Raw genomic sequence first — 19,940 nt, 5'->3', positions numbered from 1 at the left:
CCCCCTCCAGACCAAACAGCACGACACAGGTGCGGGGTGCCCTGTGCTGCTTGCCTGCAAACCCAGCTTATACCGCTTGAAGCACTTGAACCGCGTTGAGCCCGCCAAACGCAAAAGAGTTTGAGATCGCCACGTGGATATCTTTCTCTCTTGCGGTATTCGGCACATAATCCAGATCGCAACCCTCACCTGGCCGGGTAAAATTGATAGTCGGGGGAATAACCCCTTCACAGAGTGCCAGTACGGTCGCGACAAACTCCAGACCACCCGAAGCGCCCAGCGCATGTCCGTGCATCGACTTGGTGGATGAAACCATCAGGGATTTTGCATCCGAACCGAACACCCGATGCAGCGCCTCGGTTTCAGTACGATCATTAGCCATGGTACCGGTGCCATGCGCATTCACATAATCCACATCCTGACTGTTCAGTCCTGCATCCTTGAGTGCAGCCTGAATGGCACGTGCCGCCCCCTCGGCAGACGGGTCAGTAATATGGCCTGCATCCGCCGACATACCCGAGCCTGCGAGCCGCGCAAGAATAGATGCGCCACGACCTTTTGCATGTCGCTCCGACTCAAGCACCACCATACCAGCCCCTTCTCCCAACACCAGACCACTACGGTCCGCCGAGAATGGCCGACAGTTGTCGCTGGAGACTACCCGCAACGCTTCCCAAGCCTTCAATAATCCATAGGTGAATGGTGCATCCGTGCCACCGGCTATGGCAACATCCACAACGCCGGCACGGATCAGCAGCGCAGCCTGGGCAATGGCATGATTGGCTGATGAACAAGCGCTGGAGACCGTAAATACCGGCCCGGCAATGGACAACTGCATGCTTACCTGGCTTGCCGCCGCGCTGGGCATCCCCTTGGGGATAGTAAATGGATGGGCGCGGGTTTTCTGTTGTCTGTAGAGATGATCATATGTGGCCTCATCCGTCTCTTTACCGCCACAACCGGTACCTATAACCGCGGCCGCACCGCCCAGGGAGGCCGCTGCCAAGCCGGCCTGATCAATAGCCTCCCGGCATGCCACGAGAGCAAACTGACTGTAGCGGTCGAGGAGAGGAACATCCTTGCTGAAAAAGTGGACAGTCGGATCAAATGCCCGAACCTGAGCCCCCAGGTTGATTTTCAGCCCTGCGTTATCAAATCCTGTTAATGGCAAAATGCCGCTCCGCCCCTCTTTTACAGAGGACCAGAACTGGTCTGTATTGAGACCCAGCGCTGACACCGATCCGAGACCGGTGATCACTACCCGATCATTCATGCCCCGGCTTTCTTATTCAATAGAGAATGAACGCCTGCAACAATATCCTGAACACTTCTGAGGCTCTCCAGCTCATCATTGGGCACTTCAATATCGCAAATCTCTTCCACCTCATAGACAATGGTGATCGCATCCAGTGAGGTAACGCCAAGATCCTGCAAAGACGTCTCCAATGCGATCGAGTCTACATCAATCATTTTTTGATTTGCGATCGCTGTTTTAACTATTGTTTCAATGTCCATGGCCATGAGATATGCTTCCGTTTAGATTTTTGAAATAGGCTGGATTTGCTGTCGGTGACACTTCAAGCCACTGTATCATCACCCAATTATGAATAGCAATCCCACATCCATCCATGGTGCGATAGAGACTGGATTTCGTAATCTCGCCCATAGGTTGAACAGCCGGCCGGACAGTGAGCACGAGCAGGCCGCGGTACGGATTATTATCCAGGTCGTTCTGCTGGTCTATATCCTGGCCTCTGGCCCTTCCACTTCCGAGGCAGTACAAGACTGGTATTTTACACTCACTTTCATTTCACTTTTTATCATTCTCTCCTCCTCCCTGTTCATATCGATACTGGCCTGGCCGGACAAATCTCCGGTTCGCAGAATAATCGGAATTGTCGCGGATGTATCCGCCTTCAGCTTCGGACTTGCGATCACCGGTGAACTGGGCGCTCCCTGGTATGCCGTGTATCTCTGGGTTACGTTTGGTAATGGCTTTCGTTATGGTGAAAAATACCTCTATCTTTCCGGGGCACTGTCGGTTATCGGCTTCAGCATGGTTATCGCCTTCACGCCCTACTGGCGGGAAAATCTGCCCTTGGGGATTGGGTTACTTGTCTCATTGATTGTCCTGCCAGGCTATGCGGCAAAGTTGACCAAACGTATTCATCAGGAGCGTCGACGCGCAGAAGCCGCCAATCATGCCAAAAGTGAATTTCTTGCACGCATGAGCCATGAGATCAGAACACCGCTGAATGGAATTATCGGCACCGGCGAGCTGCTCAAGACATGTGACCTGAATCAGATGGAGCGGGAATATGTCGATACCATATATACCTCCGGACACACCTTGCTGCGCCTGATAGAAGACATTCTTGATATCTCCAAAATAGAAGCCGGAAAACTGGAAATTGAAAACACGGCATTCGATCTCTATGCCTTGATCAACAGTACAATTAAAATGCTCTCACCGCAGGTCAACACAAGAAAAGTACAACTGTACTCCCATATTGATCCGGCAATTCCGTTTCGTGTTACCGGAGATCCGCTTCATCTCCGCCAAGTATTGATTAACCTGATTGGAAATGCCATTAAATTTACCGATACCGGACATATCGAACTTCGCTGCACCAGGATACGGGAAGAAGGTACTGGAAAAGTTGTCCGTTTTGAGGTTATCGATACCGGGATCGGAATACCCGAGGAGATGCAGGAAAAAATCTTCGAGAAGTTCACACAAGCGGATGGCAGTACCACTCGTCGCTTTGGCGGGACAGGGTTGGGAACCACCATCGCCAAGCAACTGGTCGAGCTGATGGGCGGTAATATCGGCCTGAAAAGCGATCCTGGCAGAGGCAGCCTGTTCTGGTTCGAGCTCGAATTCCAGGCACAGAAAAAAATCGTAACAGACGATGAAATGCGGTCAATGCAGGCCTGCCGGGTGTTGCGCATTACAACCCTGGATGAGTCCATCGAAACCAGTGCCACACACAGTCTGCGCGGCTGGGGCGTACCGGTTGACCACAGCCCTGACATCAACGATGCAGTCGGCAAACTAAAAATCGCCGCCAAGGAGTCCCGCCCCTATCATTTATTGCTGTTTGAAGAGGCATCTTACGATCAGCATACGATCGATTGTATCGACCATATTTTGCACGGCCGGGAATATCACGGAACATCTATCCTGTTACTGCATAATGGCGACAGGCAGCAGCTGAACCTGATGCCATACGCAATCAAAAAACGCGTACAGATCCTGCAAAATCCTCTGGATAAAGTCCATCTGTTCAACATACTGCACGCAGCACAGGTAGCGGATTTCGAGGGCAATGACATTCACACTGTCGATTCCAGCGCTCCGGTCCATGCGCCGTCACAAACTGCCCTGGAAATACTGGTTGCAGAGGACAATGCCATCAACCGACTGGTACTGGGCCGCATGCTCCAGCAGGCGGGCCACCAATATCAACAGGTGGAAGACGGTCAGGAATTACTGGATGCGCTGGAAACCCGCCGCTATGACCTGGTAATCGTCGATATGCAGATGCCTCACCTGGGTGGACTTGATGCATTTAAGATGTTCCGTTTTGCCCATCCTGACAATACAACGCCATTTATTATACTCACTGCAAATGCCACTATCGAAAGTCGTAAACAGTGTGAGGAGGCGGGAATAAAATGGTTTCTTACCAAGCCTGTTTCAGCTCAACGTCTGTATCAGGTAATTCAGCTATCCGTGACGGACAGTCAGTCGCAACTACCCGTACAACCCGCGAATGAATTACCTAAAGCAGCGGATGCTGAATCCATACTGGACCTTGAAACCATTGAGGAACTCTATCTGCTTGCCCCGGACCAGGGCTTTCTGGAACGCCTGCTTAACAAGTTGAAACTGGACGGTGAGCAACTTATTAACACCATGTCAGAGGCAGCTGCCTCCAATAACCCAAAACAATTCAGTACATCCGCACACGCGCTCAAGGGCTCAGCAGCCAATCTTGGTCTCATCAGACTACAGGCACAGGCGCTCTGTGCAGAACAGCTTCCGGAAGATGAGCTACCCGGACAGGGACTGGTGCAGGTAGATTGCCTGCGGACGGCATTCCACCAGGGGGTCAGCGAATTCACACGACTGCTTGAGAATCCACCACCCCATCTCGGTCCACAACGTTAAACGGCCACGCCTGACAAACCTCTCCACAACGCCCAATAAAAAGGCTGTGTCCCGGTTACAGGCTACCCCAGCAGGGAACACAATTGCAGGAGCGGCTTGATCCGCAAATTTTACGGCCGAAACCGCTCCTGCAGGATGATCCACTAGGAGTCTGTCGGGCTTGACCGATCGTAGCGAGGGAAAGCCGATTTGAGACAGATTTTTTAATCTTTCGAGGCGAATAGTGGGCCTATTCAACGAGGAAGATCGGAAAATATGGCCAAATCCGGCTTTTCCGCAGTAGATCAGTGTTAAGTCCGACAGGCTCCCAGCCAGTTCAACATCCCCATATTACTGGGACGGGGTCATCGAAAACAATGCAGGCCACCTGCCAGGCTCATCCAAAATTCGCCTGTCTGAATTCGCGGGCTGACCTGCGCGGCGGTGTCCAGCGTTTGTTCTGAGCATTCACCAGATACTCCATTAAACGCAGATTTTTCTCCGACAGCTGCATGGCAGTCTCCACCCAGATATTGACCACATCCATCAACTCGTTGTAGGAGAGGGGGTTAAACTGCTCCACCACCCGTTCCAATCCCTCGAAACCGGTGCTGCGTACCTGCTGATGGCGAATGAATTCATGCACTGCCTCAACCCCCTTGCCATCACTCACTACCTTATCCACGACGCCTAATTCAAACAGCTCGTCGGCCGTATAGACCTTGCCACTGGCAATGATGCGCTTGGCGATAGCCGGAGCAATACGCCGCGCCAGGAAGCTGAACGCCCCCATTCCTGGAAACATGCCGAATACGGTTTCAGGAAAACCGAATTTTGCACTTTTTTCAGCAATCAGCACATTCGCTGCGAGTGCCGCCTCAAAACCGCCACCGAGCGTCTCCCCCTGAACTAGGGCAATGGTAGTAAACGGCAATCCATATCCACTAAACGAAGCGTAGAGAATATCAATACAATCCTTGGCATAGGCGGCAAGCCTGGCCCGGTCATTCTCCCGGATCAGCTGAATAAACAGCTCCAGATCGCCACCCAGACAGAATACTCCCGGAAGGCTCGAACTCAGTATCTGATATCGCAGTCTATTGGGATCATCGGACTCATAGCCTTTCCTGGCAATGGATGAGACCAGCGCCTGGACCTGTTGCAGGTCCCTGATGAGTCCGGTGCTGATACAGGGGCGGTCAGGAAAGTTTAACCTGGCCCAAACGGCATGGTAGGCCGGATCAAATTCCACTTCCACATGTGTCAATCCCCGGGGATTTGCCACTTTGATTTTTTGCTGTTTCATTTCTCCCTCTCCTCAATGTACAAAAGTTAAACAGGGGATTCTCACAGCACAACTTCACCCTCCTCCGGCATTGCTCTGACTGGCATATTGACCATCTGATAAGGTCGGCCTTACAAACAGAATCCCAATGCAAATCTACAATTCCTATGCCCAAGCATAGAGTTAATCCACTATGTCCCCGCAACAGGTGCCGTATTATTGAAAACCCGCTCAGCGACTGCTCCTACTTCAATCACATAACATATCTACTCCAATTCAGTTGTTACAGTAAATGGGCGGTGGATCACCAAACCCTTGTCACTCACATCATCAGGCCACAAACATGTGGTAAAGGCTATCCAACGGTTCAGTCCAACCAACATGCAATCATCATTGCGCTCTGTCCAGCCAAACAATCCTCAGTTATTCACTGGGTATTCAAGCCCAATCACAAAGATGGCGGCAGCAACCTGTGTCACAGAATTGTCATTGCCCCCCTGGAGATAGTTTTCAAGGGTCGTAAAGTTGGCCTGATTAACCACCGGACTCAGCCACGACCGGATACGGGCCACCGCCAAGGCGCCCCCGGCAGATTGGCTGCACTGATGAGGCATGTGCAATAACCAATCATTCGCTGCCATGCTGTATTCCATATGCGGCTGTGTGATGGGCAATCAGGAATATTGAATAGTAATCCGGGACTATGAACGGATATCAGGCCTTTTTTCCCGGCCTTACCCGTGCAGTGGGAGCGGCCGAATAGGGATCATCGGGCCAGTAGTGTTTTGGATAGCGCCCTTTCAGCTCTTTTTTTACTTCCGCGTAAGTCCGCTCCCAGAAGCCTGCCAGGTCCTGGGTCACCTGGATCGGGCGCTGCGCCGGCGACAACAGATGCAGCATGACATTGACCGCCCCCTGACATACCGTCGGTGTCTGCCGCAGGCCAAACAACTCCTGCAGCTTCACCGCCAGCACTGGCGGTTCACCGACCTGATAGGTCAATTGGCGGCGACTCCCACTGGGCATGACCAGGCTGGCGGGGGCCAGTCTTTCCAGCTGCTGTTGTTGCTCCCAGGAGAGCCGACTGTTGAGAATGGTATCCAGTTCCAGCTGCTTGAGATGTTCTCTGCGACTGATACCGTTCAACCAGGGGGCCAGCCACTCCTCCAGCGTATCCAGCAGCGCCGCGTCCGACAAGTCTGGCCAGGTTGTCTCTTCAAGCCATAATTGCGTTGACATCACCCGTTGGCGCCACTGCCGCAGTTGGTCGCTCCAGGGTAACGCCGCCAACCCCATCTGTCTTATACCGGCAAGCATCGCCTGGCTACTCTCCTCCGGATCGACCTGGACCAGTGGACGTGTGGACAGCAGCAAATTCCCGAGCCGCTCCTCTTCCCGGGCCACCACTGTCTGGCTGGCAGCCTCCCACTCCACCCGGTGGGTGGTCTTGATGTGCCGCACCTGGAGGCTACGAATCTGATCAAGGGTTATCGGTGCCGCCAGATAGGCCCGGCCCTCCCGTCGCCCGGCATCCAGGGAAGCCACGACCAGATACTCATAGCGCGACAGCGGATCTCCCTCCGGCACCAGCAGGGCACGTCCGGAAGCCAACAGGTAGCGGCTGTCCGATCCGGGACGGCGTTGTGCAATGCGGTCTGGAAAGGCAAGTGATAATAACCCCCCGACGCTCAGATGCTTTTTATTACAACCCTTTTCCGGACCGAGCAGCCGACGCCACTGTTTTACCGCCCGCTCAACCTGATGGCAGATGGACCGATCCAGGAGCCCTTCAGCATCGCCGTTCCGCCGTCCCTGGCGCCAGGCGGCCAGCCGCTGAAGACGCTCTTCGATATCAATAGAGTGACTAATCCCCTGACGGCGCTTCAGGATATCCCGCTCGCTCAGCAAACCGGCGAGATCCAGCGCCACCTCCTCCTGCCCGTCGGCATTCAACAACAGATGCGCGAGCCTCGGGTGCAGGGCGAGCCCAGCCATGCGCCGGCCGACCGCGGTAATCCGGCCTTGCGCGTCCAGGGCATCCAGGCGTTGCAACAGTTCGCGCGCCTGGGCACAGGCTCCGGCCGGAGGCTGGTCCAGCCAGCGTAATTCTTCCGGCGCTGTCACCCCCCAGAGCGCCAGTTCCAGGATCAGTGGAGCCAGATCCGCATCCAGCAGTTCCGGCACCTGATGCGGTACCAGGCGGGCCTGTTCGGCAACGGTCCACAATCGGTAACAGACACCCGGACCAAGCCGCCCCGCCCGTCCGGCGCGCTGATCGGCGGAGGCGGCCGAGACACGTACCGTCTGGAGACGGGATAACCCGCTGTTCGGGTCAAACCGGGGACGCCTTGACCAACCGGCGTCCACCACCGCCCCGATGCCCTCTATGGTCAGACTGGTCTCGGCAATGGAGGTCGCCAGCACTATCCGCCGGCCATTCGCCTGAGGCGTCAGGGCGGCATCCTGATCAGCCCGACTCAGATCGCCATAAAGTGGAAACAGGGCAACCCCGGCCGGCAACTGTTGCCTGAGGCTGGCCTCGGCCCGCCGGATCTCTGCGGTGCCGGGCAGGAAGACCAGGATATCTCCCGTTGTTTCTGCGCTCGCGCGCAGAACCCCCCGGACCACCGAGTGGTTGATATCGGCCGCCGCCGGACGCTCCAGATAGCGAAGCTCCACCGGATGGCTGCGCCCTTCACCGACAATCACCGGCGCCCCGTCAAGCAAATCAGCCACTGCACCGGTGTCCAGGGTGGCGGACATGACCAGCAGCCGCAGATCATCCCGCAGGTTTTCCACCACATCCAGACAGAGCGCCAGCGCCAGATCGGCGTGCAGACTGCGTTCATGAAACTCATCGAAGATGATCAGCCCGATCTCCTGAAGTTCCGGGTCCTGCTGCAGCCGCCGGGTCAGAATCCCCTCGGTGACCACCTCGATACGGGTATCGACGGAGATTTCCCTCTCAAAACGGACCTGGTATCCCACCTGTTGGCCCACCGGTTCACCGAGTAGTTGTGCCATGCGACGTGCCGCGGCGCGGGTAGCCAGCCGCCGAGGTTCCAGCATGAGAATTTTTTTGCCGGCAAGCCAGGGCTGTCTGATCAACTCCAGTGGAATCAGGGTGGTCTTGCCAGAGCCCGGCGGCGCGGCAACAACCGCACGACGGGATTCGGCGAGGGTCTCACAGAGTTCAGGCAGCAGTTGGGTAACCGGGAGTTGCGACATCGGATGAGTGGTCTGGGTCTGATCAGGGCAATGCCGGCATTTCAGCACAGCTGACGATCTACTATCATAGCCCCAATCCGTAGACGAACAACAGTACACTCACCGTGACAAAGAACAAGACACCGGTTACAGCCGCTATCCGGCTGTTACGCCAACATCAGGTCAACTTTTCAGATCACCCCTATCGCTATGAGGCGGGCGGCGGTACCAGGATCTCTGCCCGGGAACTGGGAGTTGACGAGCATCAGGTGATCAAGACTTTGATCATGGAAGATGAAAACAGAAATCCACTGATTGTATTGATGCATGGGGATTGCGAGGTTTCCACCAAGGCCCTGGCGCGCTTGATCGGAGTGAAATCGATCACCCCTTGCACACCAGCCGTGGCGGATCGCCATTCCGGCTATCAAGTGGGCGGTACTTCCCCTTTCGGTACCCGGAAGCCCATGCCGGTCTACTGCGAGGAGGGCATCCTTGGGTTGGATCGCATCTACATCAACGGGGGCAAAAGAGGCTATCTGATCTCCATGTCACCGGATGATTTGCAGCGGGTACTCAATCCCACCCCGGTCTCTGCCATACAGTAGACGTGGTGACATGCTACCGGTTAGCGGGGATTGTTGGATTTACGACTGGTCAACACCACCAGTCCCAGGGCACCAAAGAAAGCGGCGACAATGGCATTGCCCTGGCTCAGACCAAACCCCAACGCCGTATAACCGGCAATGCCACCACCGATAGCACTGAAGGCAAGACTGCGCATAAAGCGGCACACCGCGCAGGACGGATTGCTACTGGGCATAATCTACGCCACCAGATCCGCGCGTGCCCGGTCACAGGCCAGGGAGAGATCAAACGCCTCTCCAGTCGGAAAATCCTGCGCCACAATCCAGATCTGGCTGAGCCGTTCATCCAGTTCTGGCAAGGCTCGCAGGGTATTCCGGGTCCGTTCCTGATCAAAGAAGGCGAAGGGCTCATCCAGGAAAATAAACTGTCGCCCCCCCTCGGTCCGCTGATTCAGCGCCTGGGCCAACGCCAGCCGCAGCGCCAGCATGATCTGACGCTGGGTACCGCTGGAGATCTCCTCCAGATCCATGAAGTCCCGTTTCTGGCTGGAGAATACCCGCACCGTGAGATCATCCTCGATCTGCAGATGCTGGTAGTTATTATCGGTGAAAATCGGCAATGTCCTGCTGACCGACTCCCCCAGATCACGATTGAAGCGCTGCGAGAGCGTCCTGGTGGCGCCGGTTAACAGTTCCAGGGCATACTCCCGGAGTTCGATACGTCTTTCATGGCCGGCACGTTGCTGCAGCAAATCCTGGCGGACGGATTCAATCTGTTCACCCTTTGTCAGGCGTCCCTGCTCTTTCTGCATCGCCATGCCAAGCCGGATACCCTGCTGCTGCAGTATCTCCCGCTGCTCCCGCATCGCACCAACTATCCGCTCCACCGCAGGCTCCAGCTCGCTGATAGAGATGGTCTCGGCCTGGATACGGGCCGGCAGGGTCTCATCGGCTGATGCTTCATCACCCGCCGATAACTTGTCAGCCAAGCCATTCAGTGGGCTCAGCAAGGCGCTCTCCAGCGCCACCGACAGCCCTTCAGCCTCTTCACTGAGGCGATTAACTTTCATCTGTCGGGTGGCTACCCGTATCCACAGCAGTATAAACAGCAGGGCGAACAGCCCGGCCGCATAGAGCAGCCAGGGCAAGTGCTGCACGGAATCCCACTGGGGTATAGCCGCTTTCAGGGCAGATTCGATGACACCGCTGTAGGGGTGATCGGGCAGACGGGCCAGCATCCCCCAGCTGACGGCGCTCAGCAGGGCACCGATCAGGCAGAGGAAACGAAAAAAACGTGCCCGCCCCCTCGCCCTGCGGGCGGAAAAGCGCTTCGGCAACATCGTCCGATAGCCCCTGAAGGCGGTTTCCAGGGTCTGGCCTTTCTCCTCTAGCAGGACCTGATTGGCCTGCAGGGCATGCTGCTCCGACTCCAGCTCACCAAACGCGGCAGGATCGAGATCCAACTCCCTCAGCGCCTCATCCTGCTGTTCTATCCGGGTCTGCAGACGGGCGATCTCGTCACGCTCCTGTTCGATCTCCTGCTCATGTTCATAGGCCACGTACTCCAGGGTGGAGAGGCCGGCCATACTCTTGACCGCCTGGCTGTGTGGTTGGGGTGCGATAATCTCCCGTTGGGCCAGATAGTAGGACTCGATAAATTCATCGTAGCCATAACCCAGTAGATCATAGACCGCCTCGTCAACCTCCGCATGGCCACGAGCGAGGGGACTCTCCTGCGTCTCCACCAGTGAGAGCCGGACTCCGTGATTGCCATCCCGATCCAGCATGCGGTTGATCTGGTAATGGGTCTGGTCATTCACCAGAAAGCGGATCGTGATGCTGCATGACGGTTCACCCCAACGGATCAGTTTCTGCAGATCATCCTGCCCCAGGGAGAAGGTTCGACCGAACAGCGCGAAACAGATCACCTCACCAATCGAACTCTTGCCGGATTCGTTGGCGCCTGCAATAGCAATCACGCCCTGTGCGGGCAGGTCACGCAACTCCAGACGTGCGTATTTGAGGAAATTCTCCGCGATGATATCGGTTAGAATCATGCGTAACCCTCCTCTTCCAGCTGACGGATTTTCCGCAAGGTCAGCTGCATCGCTTCATGATAAGTTGCCTCATCAAAGGGCTCATCACTATTTCGCCGGCGTTCAAATTCGGCATTGCAATAGGCGCTGAACGCCTCGGAGGGTCGCTGTACCCGGATGGGTCCGGTTTGGCTGATTTGTTCTTCTCCCGACATACTGGCTCTCCGACTTCGGCCTGATATTGTTATAATTTGTCGCCGCCTGAAACCATTCTGGATGTGACGTCACCTGGCAGCGAACGGACTTGGCATTCCAGTATAGGGAGTAGCAGTTAAAAATGCGAGATAGTGGGTTCGTACGAAGAAAAGCGACACCCACGCGAACCATCCGCCCGTTCGCGACTAACCGAGCGGGCGAAACCAGGCCGTCTGGTCCTCCACATCCACCTCCCGAACGGCAATGCGAATGCAGGAATCGAGTACAAGCTCCCGGCGCACCCTGAGTTTTGTCTCCATGGCGAATTCGGGAATCAGCAATGTCGCCTTGTTATTGTCTACTTCCACTACAACCGCCTCACCTTGCCAGGCCGGATTCCGCTTCAGATGGATCAGCTTCCAGTGGGTATTGGAGAGTCGCTCGGCACGACGAATCGCCCCGTTCAGCGGTTCTACCGCGGTAATACGCTCGCTGATCTGCTGCAATGACAACGGCTCCCGACCATCCAGATGGGCACGCAGCTGCTGATGAACCACCAGATCAAGATAGCGTCGAAGCGGGCTGGTGGTTCGGGTATAGCAGGCCAGCCCCAAACCTGAATGCGCCCCCTCCTGTGTTCTGGAGAGGGATGGTTTCATCTTGCGGCGATAGGCGTACATAGCCGCCAGCCCAATGGGGGTTTCCGCTTTATCGGGAGCCGGCTGAATGGCAAAAGGAACGGCAATATTCTGCTCAAGTGCGTAATTTGCGATGGCCTCACCGGCCATGACCATCGCCTCCGTCACCATATCGCGACTCTCCATGCGCACCAGCGGCCGGATACGCACCTCCCCGTCATGCACCCGGACACTGGCCTCCGGCAGGTCGATGGTGGCTGCACCGTTAGCCAGACGGCGTGCCCTGAACCGGTTCGTGATGGCCTTCATGACAGCAAACGGTGCATCATCCATCCGCTGATTTATTTCACCATAGGTGTGGCGGGTCACCCTGACCAGACTCTTGCAGATCACCACATCGGTAATCTGCGCCGCCTCATCCAATCGCATGCCGATGGACAGCGCCGGTGAAACGGGCTGCAGACCGAGGGCCAGTCGGTGCGTAATCTGCGGAGGCAGCATATGCACGATCTTTTCCGGCAGGTAGAGGTTGGCCGCGCGGCTACGCGCCTCCCGGTCAATAGCGGAATCTGCGGTGACCAGCGCAGCCACATCCGCCACGTGCACCCACAGGCGGTCGCCCTCCAGGGAGAGGGCATCGTCCGGGTCCTCGCTGCCCTCATCATCAATGGCGAACGCGGGCAGAGCGGTCAGATCCTCCCGCGTCTCTTGTGGCAATTCCGGCAGGTCCAGCAACGGGTCCTCGCAGGGCAACTGCTGGCGTCGCGGAAACGGGTTGTGGTCATCAGGCCAATAACCCACGCCCACCAGCATGCGATGGGCATTGACTGGCGTCTCCTGATGGCCCAACAGCTGCAGGATGCGACTGTTTTCGCTCAGACCCAGGGCCAGCTTCTCCACTTCCACCAACCGCTCCCGGTCTTGCGGTTCAATCGCCCGTCGCTCCAGCCGTGCCATAAAATCCGCCCACGCCTGTTCCGCAGCCGCCTTGGCCTCCTGGGCCTGTTGGTCCGCCGCCACCTGTGCCTGGCTTCTTACCCGGATCTGTTCCGGCGTCCCTTCGAAGTAGAGACCCTCCGCCACCAGTTCCCAGGTCGCCCAGGCGCTAGCCGGGGTGAAGTCACCATAGATCAGGGAAGAGAGCTCCTCCAGGTTGGTTTCCTCACCGCTCAGCAACTCCCAGGCTTCGGTCAGTTCGCCGTTCAATTCGACCAGATCCTCCAACCGGTTTAGCGGACCGGGATGGAGAATCACGATATCCTTGGGGCGGACTCGTTTGCCTTTACCATCACCCAGGTCAATGTCGATCTTGTCACTGACCTGGATGACCCGGGCCGGGCGGACCTTGTAGAGTGCCAGACTGCCTGATGCTGCTCTGAAAACTGACATGCGCTTCCTATCTGTATCTGTCGGCTGCTGAGTATAAACCCAGAAACTCCAATTGACCGCTACAGAGTGCAGACAATGATAAATCCATAGATCCAGAGTGGCGACCCGATGCAGTCGGTATGTTACTCTTTGATGCAGAAGATTCTGCTCAGCAGGATATAAACTAACCAGTTGACTCGTCCTCCGAATCGGTTTGCACGGCTGATTCGGTAGGCATATATTCACCCGAATGAAATACAGCTGCCCGATGGGTAAAACCGCCATAAGGGCATCCGAGGATCCAGCATCATGAATAGCCAGTGGAAACGCTTTCTTGAATCCCAATCAGCGCTAATATCAGCGGAAAATGAGGTTAGTTTCGTCTGCGATGACCCATTTCCCGCCTGCGCCCTGTTCGACTTGTCCCATCTGGGGCTGATCAGGGTATCGGGTGAAGATGCCCAAAGTTTTTTGCAGGGGCAGTTCACCAACGACACCCGCGAAGTGACCGAGCGCCACAGCCAGCTGAGCGCCTACTGTTCACCGAAGGGACGGATGCTGGCCAATTTCAGAATATTCCTGCACCAGGGCGACTACTTCCTGCAGATGCCGCGGGACACCTATGAAACCATCCTGAAACGCTTGCCGATGTTTGTATTGATGTCAAAAGTCAAAGTGACAGACGCCAGTGATGAGATTGTCTCCATCGGTGTTGCCGGCGAATGCGCCGAGTCCCTGTTGCAACAGCAGCTTACCTCGATCCCCGGCAAGCCGGGCGAGGTGGTTCAGCACGGGGAGGTCACACTGATACGGATTCCCGGCGAACCTGCCCGTTTTCAGATCAGCGGCGCAGCAGATGCGGTGTCTGCACTCTGGAGCCAACTATCCAAAGAGGCACAACCGGGCAACCGGGATTTCTGGTCACTGCTGGATATCCGTGCCGGTATACCCACCATCTATCGGGAGACCGCGGACGCCTTCGTACCTCAGATGACCAATATGCAGCAGATTGATGGCGTCAGCTTCACCAAGGGATGCTACACCGGACAGGAGGTGGTGGCCCGCATGAAATATCTGGGCAAGCTGAAGCGGCGCATGTACCTCGCTTCGGTGGAGACAGAAGCCAGACCGATGCCGGGCGATGAACTCTTTGCGCCCGGTAGCGACTCCGGACAGGGTGCAGGTAGGGTAGTGGACGCAAGGCCTTCGCCTGGAGGTGGTTTCGAGCTGCTGGCGGTGGCGGAGATTAAAAGTTTTGAAGAGAACAATCTACACCTGCAAGGTGATAACGGACCGAAACTGACGCCTGGTTCCCTGCCCTATGGATTTGATGAGACTTGATTGTGCCGGGAGCGGCTCAAGAATCAGCGGCGTAGTCCGATACAGAGATAATAACAACGCCGGATGCATCTCTCGGGCCTGACCGGATCTTGAACTATCCGGCGGGCCATATTCCGCATCCGCCTATTGGGACCGAATAACCGATATGATTGGCAAAGCTGCATTTTTTGAATCACTCCAGACAGCCATCAAAGAGAACAAAATCACCCTGCCGACGCTTCCGGAAGTCGCCCTGAAGGTACGGGATGCAGTCGAGCAGGAGAACGTCACAGCACATCAGATTGCCGACATGGTTGCTACCGACGCTGCGCTCTCCGCGCGACTGCTACAGGTGGCCAACAGCCCTCTCTATCGTGGTCGGGTACCGATCGAGAGCATTCAGATGGCCGTTACCCGGCTGGGCTACAAGCTGGTTCGCAGCCTGGTGGTCAGTCTGGCCATGAAACAGATCTTTCAGGCAACCAACGATACCCTGGATGTGCGGTTGCGCAGCATGTGGGAACAGAGCGTGGAGATTGCCGCCATCAGTCGCGTACTGTCGCAAAACCTGCGTCACCTGGACAAGGAGCAGGCGATGCTGGCCGGTCTGATCCACAACATTGGCTCCCTGCCTATACTCACCTGGGCGGAGTCCTATCCGGAACTGATGGAAGACGAAGCGGAACTGGATAAACTGGTGGCGGAACTAACCCCGGCGATCGGCACCCAGATACTGGAATTCTGGGGTTTTCCCGAGAGCCTGGTCAAGGTGGCGGCCGAGGCGCAGAACCTGAGCTATGACAGCGGCCCCCAGGCCGATTATGTGGACGTGGTCATTGTCGCCCGGCTACAGGCCCTGCCCGCCGACAAAGTTGGCGACATGGCCAGCTGGATCAACGTACCGGCCTTCCTGAAGGTGGGTCTTGATCCGGAAGTGGAGATGATCGAAATCGAGGGTGTAGCCGAGGATATCGAATCGGTTCAGGCGTTTTTTCTCTAACCACTCGCCTCTTCCTTGCTCCTCGAATTTTTGTGGGGTGAGGAGCCTGCAAGACCCTCGTTCCCACGCTCCGCGTGGGAACGCATACGGTTGGTAGAATCCCAGCGCGATTTATGGACGCCACCCCACATTTCCACGCAGAGCGTGGACACGAAGGGCAATTTGAATTTTAAACTTTGCGCTCTTGGCGTACTTTGCGGTTAATAAATAATCTCTAATCTCCAGACCCTTATTACTCCGCACGCATATGCGGGAACAACAATACATCCCGGATTGAGGGTGAGTCGGTAAACAGCATCACCAACCGGTCAATGCCGATGCCCTCACCGGCAGTAGGCGGCAGGCCGTGCTCCAGGGCGCGCACGTAATCGGCATCGAAATGCATCGCCTCATCATCCCCCGCCTCTTTCTCCTCGACCTGCATACGGAAGCGCTCGGCCTGATCCTCGGCATCATTGAGCTCGGAGAAACCGTTGGCAATTTCGCGCCCGCCGACGAAAAACTCGAAGCGATCGGTAACGAAGGGATCATTGTCGTTGCGGCGTGCCAGGGGTGACACCTCGGTCGGATAGGCGGTAATGAAGGTGGGGTTCATCAACCGATGCTCCACCGTCTTCTCAAAGATCTCGATCTGCACCTTGCCGAGGCCATAGCTAGCCTTCAGCGGGATACCGAGGGACTCCGCCAGCGCTCGCGCCTGCTCCAGGTCATCCAGCTGCTCGGCGCGGATCTGGGGATTGAACTGGAGTATCGACTCCTTGACCGACAAGCGGACAAACGGCTGGCCGAAGTCATAGGACTCGCCCTGATATTGAATCACCGTGTCGCCCAGGGTCGCTTGGGCCAGGCCACGCAACATATCCTCGGTCAGGTCCATCAGGTCATTGTAATCGGCATAGGCCTGATAGAACTCCAGCATGGTGAATTCAGGATTGTGGCGGGTGGATAGCCCCTCGTTACGGAAGTTGCGATTGATCTCGTAAACCCGCTCAAAGCCCCCCACCACTAGCCTTTTCAGATACAGCTCCGGGGCGATACGCAGAAACAGCTGCATATCCAGGGCATTGTGATGCGTCATAAATGGTCTGGCAGTGGCACCGCCGGGTATGGCCTGCATCATGGGGGTCTCCACCTCCATGAAATCCTTCTGATTCAGATAGTCACGGATATACTGGATCATGCGGGTGCGCATGCGGAAGGTATCCCGCGAGGATTCGCTCATGATCAGATCCAGGTAGCGCTGGCGATAGCGCTGCTCCTGATCGGTCAGGCCGTGGAACTTCTCCGGCAGCGGACGCAGCGACTTGGTCAACAGGGTCAACTCGTCGCAGCGTACCGAGAGTTCGCCGGTCTTGGTCTTGAACAACTGCCCCTCGGCGCCGATGATGTCACCCACGTCCCACTCTTTCTTGTAGGTGTCGTTATAGAAGCCTTCCGGCAGGGAATCGCGTTGAATAAACAGTTGGATTTTGCCGGACATATCTTGCAGATGGGAGAAGCTGGCCTTGCCCATTACCCGGCGGCTCATCATGCGTCCGGCCACCCGCACCCGCACAGCCAGTTCTTCAAGCTGTTCCGCGCTCTTCTCGCCATATTCGGCATGCAGTTCACCGGCCACCACGTTACGACGGAAGTCGTTGGGAAAGGCGATGCCCCGCTCGCGAATCTGCGCCAGCTTTTCACGGCGCTGGGCAATCAGCTTGTTTTCGTCCTGGATCTGTTCACTCATGTTAAAAACTCGTTGGTTGTTGCGTCAGAGAAGGCTACAGGGAGTATCAGACCAAACGCGTGAAAAAATAATCGGTCAGAGGCCGCTTTTCAGGCTCGCCTCAAGGAAGAGATCCAGACCGCCATCCAGTACCGCCTGGGTATTGCCGGTTTCAACCCCGGTACGCAGATCCTTGATACGGGACTGGTCCAGTACGTAGGAGCGGATCTGGCTGCCCCAACCGATATCGGACTTGCTCTCTTCCAGCACCTGCTGATCGGCATTGCGCTTCTGGATCTCCAGCTCATACAGCTTGGCCTTGAGCTGTTTCATCGCCTGGTCCTTGTTCTTGTGCTGGGAGCGGTCGTTCTGACACTGCACCACGGTGCCGGTGGGGTTGTGGGTGATGCGCACGGCCGACTCGGTCCGGTTCACATGCTGTCCACCCGCCCCGCTGGCACGATAGACATCGATACGCAGGTCGGCAGGATTGATATCGATCTCGATAGAGTCGTCGATCTCCGGGGCCACGAATACAGCGGCAAAAGAGGTGTGGCGTCGGTTGCCGGAATCGAAGGGTGATTTCCGCACCAGCCGGTGTACGCCGATCTCGGTGCGCAACCAACCAAACGCGAACTCACCCTCGAAGTGGATCGTAGCCGACTTGATACCGGCCACCTCACCGGGCGATACCTCCATCAGGTCGGTCTTGAATCCCCTGTGTTCGCCCCAGCGCAGATACATGCGTAGCAGCATCTCCGCCCAGTCCTGTGCCTCGGTGCCACCGGAGCCAGCCTGGATATCCAGGAAGGCATTGGAGGCATCCATCTCACCCGAGAACATACGCCGGAATTCCAGCTCAGCGACCTGTTGCTCATACGTCTGAAGGTCGGCCACGACCGAGTCCACGGTCTCGGCATCACCCTCCTCCACGGCCATATCCAGCAGGTCAGCGGCATCGTTCAAGCCATTGAACAGTTGATCCAGGGTGACCACGATCGTCTCCAGCGTGGCGCGTTCCTTGCCCAGCGACTGGGCATACTCGGGATCGCCCCAGATGCCGGGATCTTCCAGCTCGCGCAGGACCTCGGTCAGGCGCTCCTGCTTGCTGTCATAGTCAAAGATACCCCCTAAGGGACTCGGAGCGCCCTCGTAATTCACTGATTTTATTAGTGATGGGATTGAGATCCTGCATGGTCTACCTCGAACGAAACGGAGGGCGAATATTACACCAGAAAGGGGATCAACGGAAACCGTCGGGACTGCTCAATGCGCAATCATTCCACTTGCCCCAAGAGCGCGATTCTCGTAGTGTAAACTGCATTCCGATGAACCCTTTCTGGATAGCTTATGGATCTGGATCTCAATAAATTTCGCACGCTGATTCCGATTAATGCCCTCTATGAGGACAATCTGCTCTACCTGGCGGAACACGCCAGCGTCGAACGTTATCTGGTCGGCGAGCAAGTCTTCAATATTGGAGACAATGATCCGGATAACATCTTCCTGATGTCCGGGGAGGTCTGTCTCACCTCGGCCGAGGGTGAGGAGATTCTGGTTTCAGCCGGCTCCGACCGGGGACTGCATGCGTTGGCCAGCCGCAAACCACGACACTATCGTGGCGTGGTGGTATCACCGGCGGCAACCATCGTTCGTTTCGACTCGACACTGCTGGAACGGCTGCTGGCCTGGGGACACTTCTCCCCGGAGTTTACCGTTAACGACAAAACCGAGTCTGAAGAGGGTCCCAACGCCGAAGAGAGCGAATGGATGATGTCGATGATGCAGACAACCGCATTCACTCGCCTTCCCGCGGCAAATATCCAGAATTTGTTTTCCCACATGGAAGAGATCGAGGCCAAGGCGGGAGATCTGATCGTCAAGACCGGCGAACCCGGCGATTACTACTACGTGATCAAGCAGGGACGTTGTCGGGTCACCCTGCCTTCGGACACGGGCGAGGTGGTGTTGGCCGACCTCGGCCCGTGCAGCAGCTTCGGCGAGGAGGCGTTGATCACCGACTCGGTGCGCAATGCCGATGTATCGATGCTGACCAATGGAAAACTGATGCGCCTGGCCAAGGCGGATTTCCTGCAGCTGTTGGAAGCCCCCCTGCTGCAGTGGATCAACTACCCGACCCTTATCAAGATGGCCGCCGACGGAGCCGTCCGTATTGATGTGAGATTCCGCCGCGAGTTCGAGCACAACGGGCTCAGGGGTAGTATCAACATCCCCCAGAACCAGTTGCGGGCAGCGATTCCCGACCTGGACAAGGGCAAGAAATATATTGTCTATTGTGACTCGGGGCAGCGCAGCGCCACTTGTGCATTTCTGCTGAGTCAGCAGGGATTCGATGTCTATGTACTGGAAGGCGGGCTCTCCGCTATCCGCGCTTGATGTCCATAGGGCGGGCCGTGCCCGTCGTCGCTCCAATACGGCAACT

Annotated in this window: 15 protein-coding genes; 5 read left to right on the top strand and 10 right to left on the bottom strand. The window is 56.4% G+C overall.

The genetic code is table 11. The annotated features are described in order from the left end of the window. Positions 1-67 precede the first annotated feature (67 nt). Entirely contained in the window at positions 68-1,273 is a 1,206-nt protein-coding gene (locus tag ACHZBF_RS06685; protein WP_321528000.1) for a beta-ketoacyl-[acyl-carrier-protein] synthase family protein, read from the bottom strand. Then, the gene (locus ACHZBF_RS06680) at positions 1,270-1,521 is read right to left on the bottom strand and encodes an acyl carrier protein (RefSeq protein ID WP_245621694.1); all 252 of its coding nucleotides are present in this window, start codon (positions 1,519-1,521) and stop codon (positions 1,270-1,272) included. Before ACHZBF_RS06680 ends, ACHZBF_RS06685 begins: the two co-directional genes overlap by 4 nt. A gap of 82 nt (positions 1,522-1,603) precedes the next feature. Here ACHZBF_RS06680 and ACHZBF_RS06675 point away from each other — a divergent pair, with 82 nt between their 5' ends. Then, complete coding sequence (locus ACHZBF_RS06675; protein ID WP_084609944.1) at positions 1,604-4,174, top strand: ATP-binding protein; 2,571 nt, start codon at positions 1,604-1,606, stop codon at positions 4,172-4,174. A 376-nt stretch (positions 4,175-4,550) separates the two neighbouring features. On the opposite strand, the gene ACHZBF_RS06670 is transcribed toward ACHZBF_RS06675, so the two are convergent. Then, the gene (locus ACHZBF_RS06670; protein WP_051302013.1) at positions 4,551-5,459 is read right to left on the bottom strand and encodes a crotonase/enoyl-CoA hydratase family protein; all 909 of its coding nucleotides are present in this window, start codon (positions 5,457-5,459) and stop codon (positions 4,551-4,553) included. A gap of 693 nt (positions 5,460-6,152) precedes the next feature. After that, on the bottom strand, positions 6,153-8,666 hold the full coding sequence (gene hrpB / locus ACHZBF_RS06665; protein ID WP_321527999.1) for an ATP-dependent helicase HrpB: 2,514 nt from the start codon (positions 8,664-8,666) through the stop codon (positions 6,153-6,155). 104 nt (positions 8,667-8,770) lie between these two features. On the opposite strand from hrpB, the gene ybaK reads away from it, so the two are divergent. After that, a complete protein-coding gene (gene ybaK, locus ACHZBF_RS06660) occupies positions 8,771-9,253 on the top strand; it encodes a Cys-tRNA(Pro) deacylase (RefSeq protein ID WP_029133056.1) in 483 nt (160 codons plus the stop codon). 20 nt (positions 9,254-9,273) lie between these two features. On the opposite strand, the gene ACHZBF_RS06655 is transcribed toward ybaK, so the two are convergent. The 4 genes from ACHZBF_RS06655 to ACHZBF_RS06640 all read right to left on the bottom strand — a co-directional run bounded on the left by ACHZBF_RS06655 (position 9,274) and on the right by ACHZBF_RS06640 (position 13,490). Beyond that, positions 9,274-9,468: a hypothetical protein gene (locus tag ACHZBF_RS06655; RefSeq protein WP_037374953.1), complete on the bottom strand. Its 195-nt coding sequence runs from the start codon at positions 9,466-9,468 to the stop codon at positions 9,274-9,276. 3 nt (positions 9,469-9,471) lie between these two features. After that, positions 9,472-11,289 carry an AAA family ATPase gene (locus ACHZBF_RS06650; protein ID WP_321527998.1) on the bottom strand — a complete coding sequence of 606 codons (1,818 nt, stop codon included), beginning with the start codon at positions 11,287-11,289 and terminating at the stop codon, positions 9,472-9,474. Further along, positions 11,286-11,483: a hypothetical protein gene (locus ACHZBF_RS06645; protein ID WP_051302010.1), complete on the bottom strand. Its 198-nt coding sequence runs from the start codon at positions 11,481-11,483 to the stop codon at positions 11,286-11,288. The genes ACHZBF_RS06650 and ACHZBF_RS06645 overlap by 4 nt, the downstream gene beginning before the upstream one ends. Before the next feature lie 186 nt (positions 11,484-11,669). Beyond that, positions 11,670-13,490, bottom strand: a complete 1,821-nt coding sequence (locus ACHZBF_RS06640) for an RNB domain-containing ribonuclease (RefSeq protein ID WP_029133054.1) — start codon at positions 13,488-13,490, stop codon at positions 11,670-11,672. A 288-nt stretch (positions 13,491-13,778) separates the two neighbouring features. On the opposite strand from ACHZBF_RS06640, the gene ygfZ reads away from it, so the two are divergent. Together ygfZ and ACHZBF_RS06630 are read left to right on the top strand one after the other, a co-directional pair. Continuing rightward, positions 13,779-14,810, top strand: coding sequence for a CAF17-like 4Fe-4S cluster assembly/insertion protein YgfZ (gene ygfZ, locus ACHZBF_RS06635; RefSeq protein ID WP_321527997.1), 1,032 nt, complete (start codon positions 13,779-13,781; stop codon positions 14,808-14,810). A gap of 145 nt (positions 14,811-14,955) precedes the next feature. Then, positions 14,956-15,789: an HDOD domain-containing protein gene (locus tag ACHZBF_RS06630; RefSeq protein WP_029133052.1), complete on the top strand. Its 834-nt coding sequence runs from the start codon at positions 14,956-14,958 to the stop codon at positions 15,787-15,789. A 232-nt stretch (positions 15,790-16,021) separates the two neighbouring features. Here the strand turns inward: ACHZBF_RS06630 and lysS are convergent, their stop codons facing one another. Continuing rightward, positions 16,022-17,518: a lysine--tRNA ligase gene (lysS, locus tag ACHZBF_RS06625; protein ID WP_321527996.1), complete on the bottom strand. Its 1,497-nt coding sequence runs from the start codon at positions 17,516-17,518 to the stop codon at positions 16,022-16,024. Positions 17,519-17,593: 75 nt separating this feature from the next. Beyond that, positions 17,594-18,692, bottom strand: a protein-coding gene (gene prfB, locus ACHZBF_RS06620) for a peptide chain release factor 2 (protein WP_157606765.1) whose coding sequence is annotated in 2 segments (ribosomal slippage) — positions 17,594-18,616 and positions 18,618-18,692 — 1,098 coding nt in all. Because the reading frame shifts where the segments join, the coding sequence is not laid out codon by codon here. A gap of 155 nt (positions 18,693-18,847) precedes the next feature. Here prfB and ACHZBF_RS06615 point away from each other — a divergent pair. Further along, complete coding sequence (locus ACHZBF_RS06615; RefSeq protein ID WP_029133050.1) at positions 18,848-19,894, top strand: cyclic nucleotide-binding domain-containing protein; 1,047 nt, start codon at positions 18,848-18,850, stop codon at positions 19,892-19,894. Positions 19,895-19,940 lie beyond the last annotated feature (46 nt).

The sequence above is a fragment of the Sedimenticola selenatireducens genome, assembly GCF_963675335.2.
Taxonomy (GTDB): Bacteria; Pseudomonadota; Gammaproteobacteria; order Chromatiales; family Chromatiaceae; genus Sedimenticola; species Sedimenticola selenatireducens.
Note: the sequence above shows the minus strand (reverse complement) of the source record. Positions and strands in the feature narration are given on the sequence as shown.

What these genes read in the sequence shown, in the direction of transcription:
- ygfZ (WP_321527997.1), top strand. Translation starts at nt 13,779, where the DNA reads ATGAATAGCCAGTGGAAACGCTTTCTTGAATCCCAATCAGCGCTAATA.
- ACHZBF_RS06640 (WP_029133054.1), bottom strand. Translation starts at nt 13,490, where the DNA reads ATGTCAGTTTTCAGAGCAGCATCAGGCAGTCTGGCACTCTACAAGGTC.
- ACHZBF_RS06675 (WP_084609944.1), top strand. Translation starts at nt 1,604, where the DNA reads ATGAATAGCAATCCCACATCCATCCATGGTGCGATAGAGACTGGATTT.
- lysS (WP_321527996.1), bottom strand. Translation starts at nt 17,518, where the DNA reads ATGAGTGAACAGATCCAGGACGAAAACAAGCTGATTGCCCAGCGCCGT.
- ACHZBF_RS06645 (WP_051302010.1), bottom strand. Translation starts at nt 11,483, where the DNA reads ATGTCGGGAGAAGAACAAATCAGCCAAACCGGACCCATCCGGGTACAG.
- ACHZBF_RS06630 (WP_029133052.1), top strand. Translation starts at nt 14,956, where the DNA reads ATGATTGGCAAAGCTGCATTTTTTGAATCACTCCAGACAGCCATCAAA.
- ACHZBF_RS06650 (WP_321527998.1), bottom strand. Translation starts at nt 11,289, where the DNA reads ATGATTCTAACCGATATCATCGCGGAGAATTTCCTCAAATACGCACGT.
- ACHZBF_RS06655 (WP_037374953.1), bottom strand. Translation starts at nt 9,468, where the DNA reads ATGCCCAGTAGCAATCCGTCCTGCGCGGTGTGCCGCTTTATGCGCAGT.
- ACHZBF_RS06615 (WP_029133050.1), top strand. Translation starts at nt 18,848, where the DNA reads ATGGATCTGGATCTCAATAAATTTCGCACGCTGATTCCGATTAATGCC.
- ACHZBF_RS06680 (WP_245621694.1), bottom strand. Translation starts at nt 1,521, where the DNA reads ATGGCCATGGACATTGAAACAATAGTTAAAACAGCGATCGCAAATCAA.
- ACHZBF_RS06685 (WP_321528000.1), bottom strand. Translation starts at nt 1,273, where the DNA reads ATGAATGATCGGGTAGTGATCACCGGTCTCGGATCGGTGTCAGCGCTG.
- hrpB (WP_321527999.1), bottom strand. Translation starts at nt 8,666, where the DNA reads ATGTCGCAACTCCCGGTTACCCAACTGCTGCCTGAACTCTGTGAGACC.
- ACHZBF_RS06670 (WP_051302013.1), bottom strand. Translation starts at nt 5,459, where the DNA reads ATGAAACAGCAAAAAATCAAAGTGGCAAATCCCCGGGGATTGACACAT.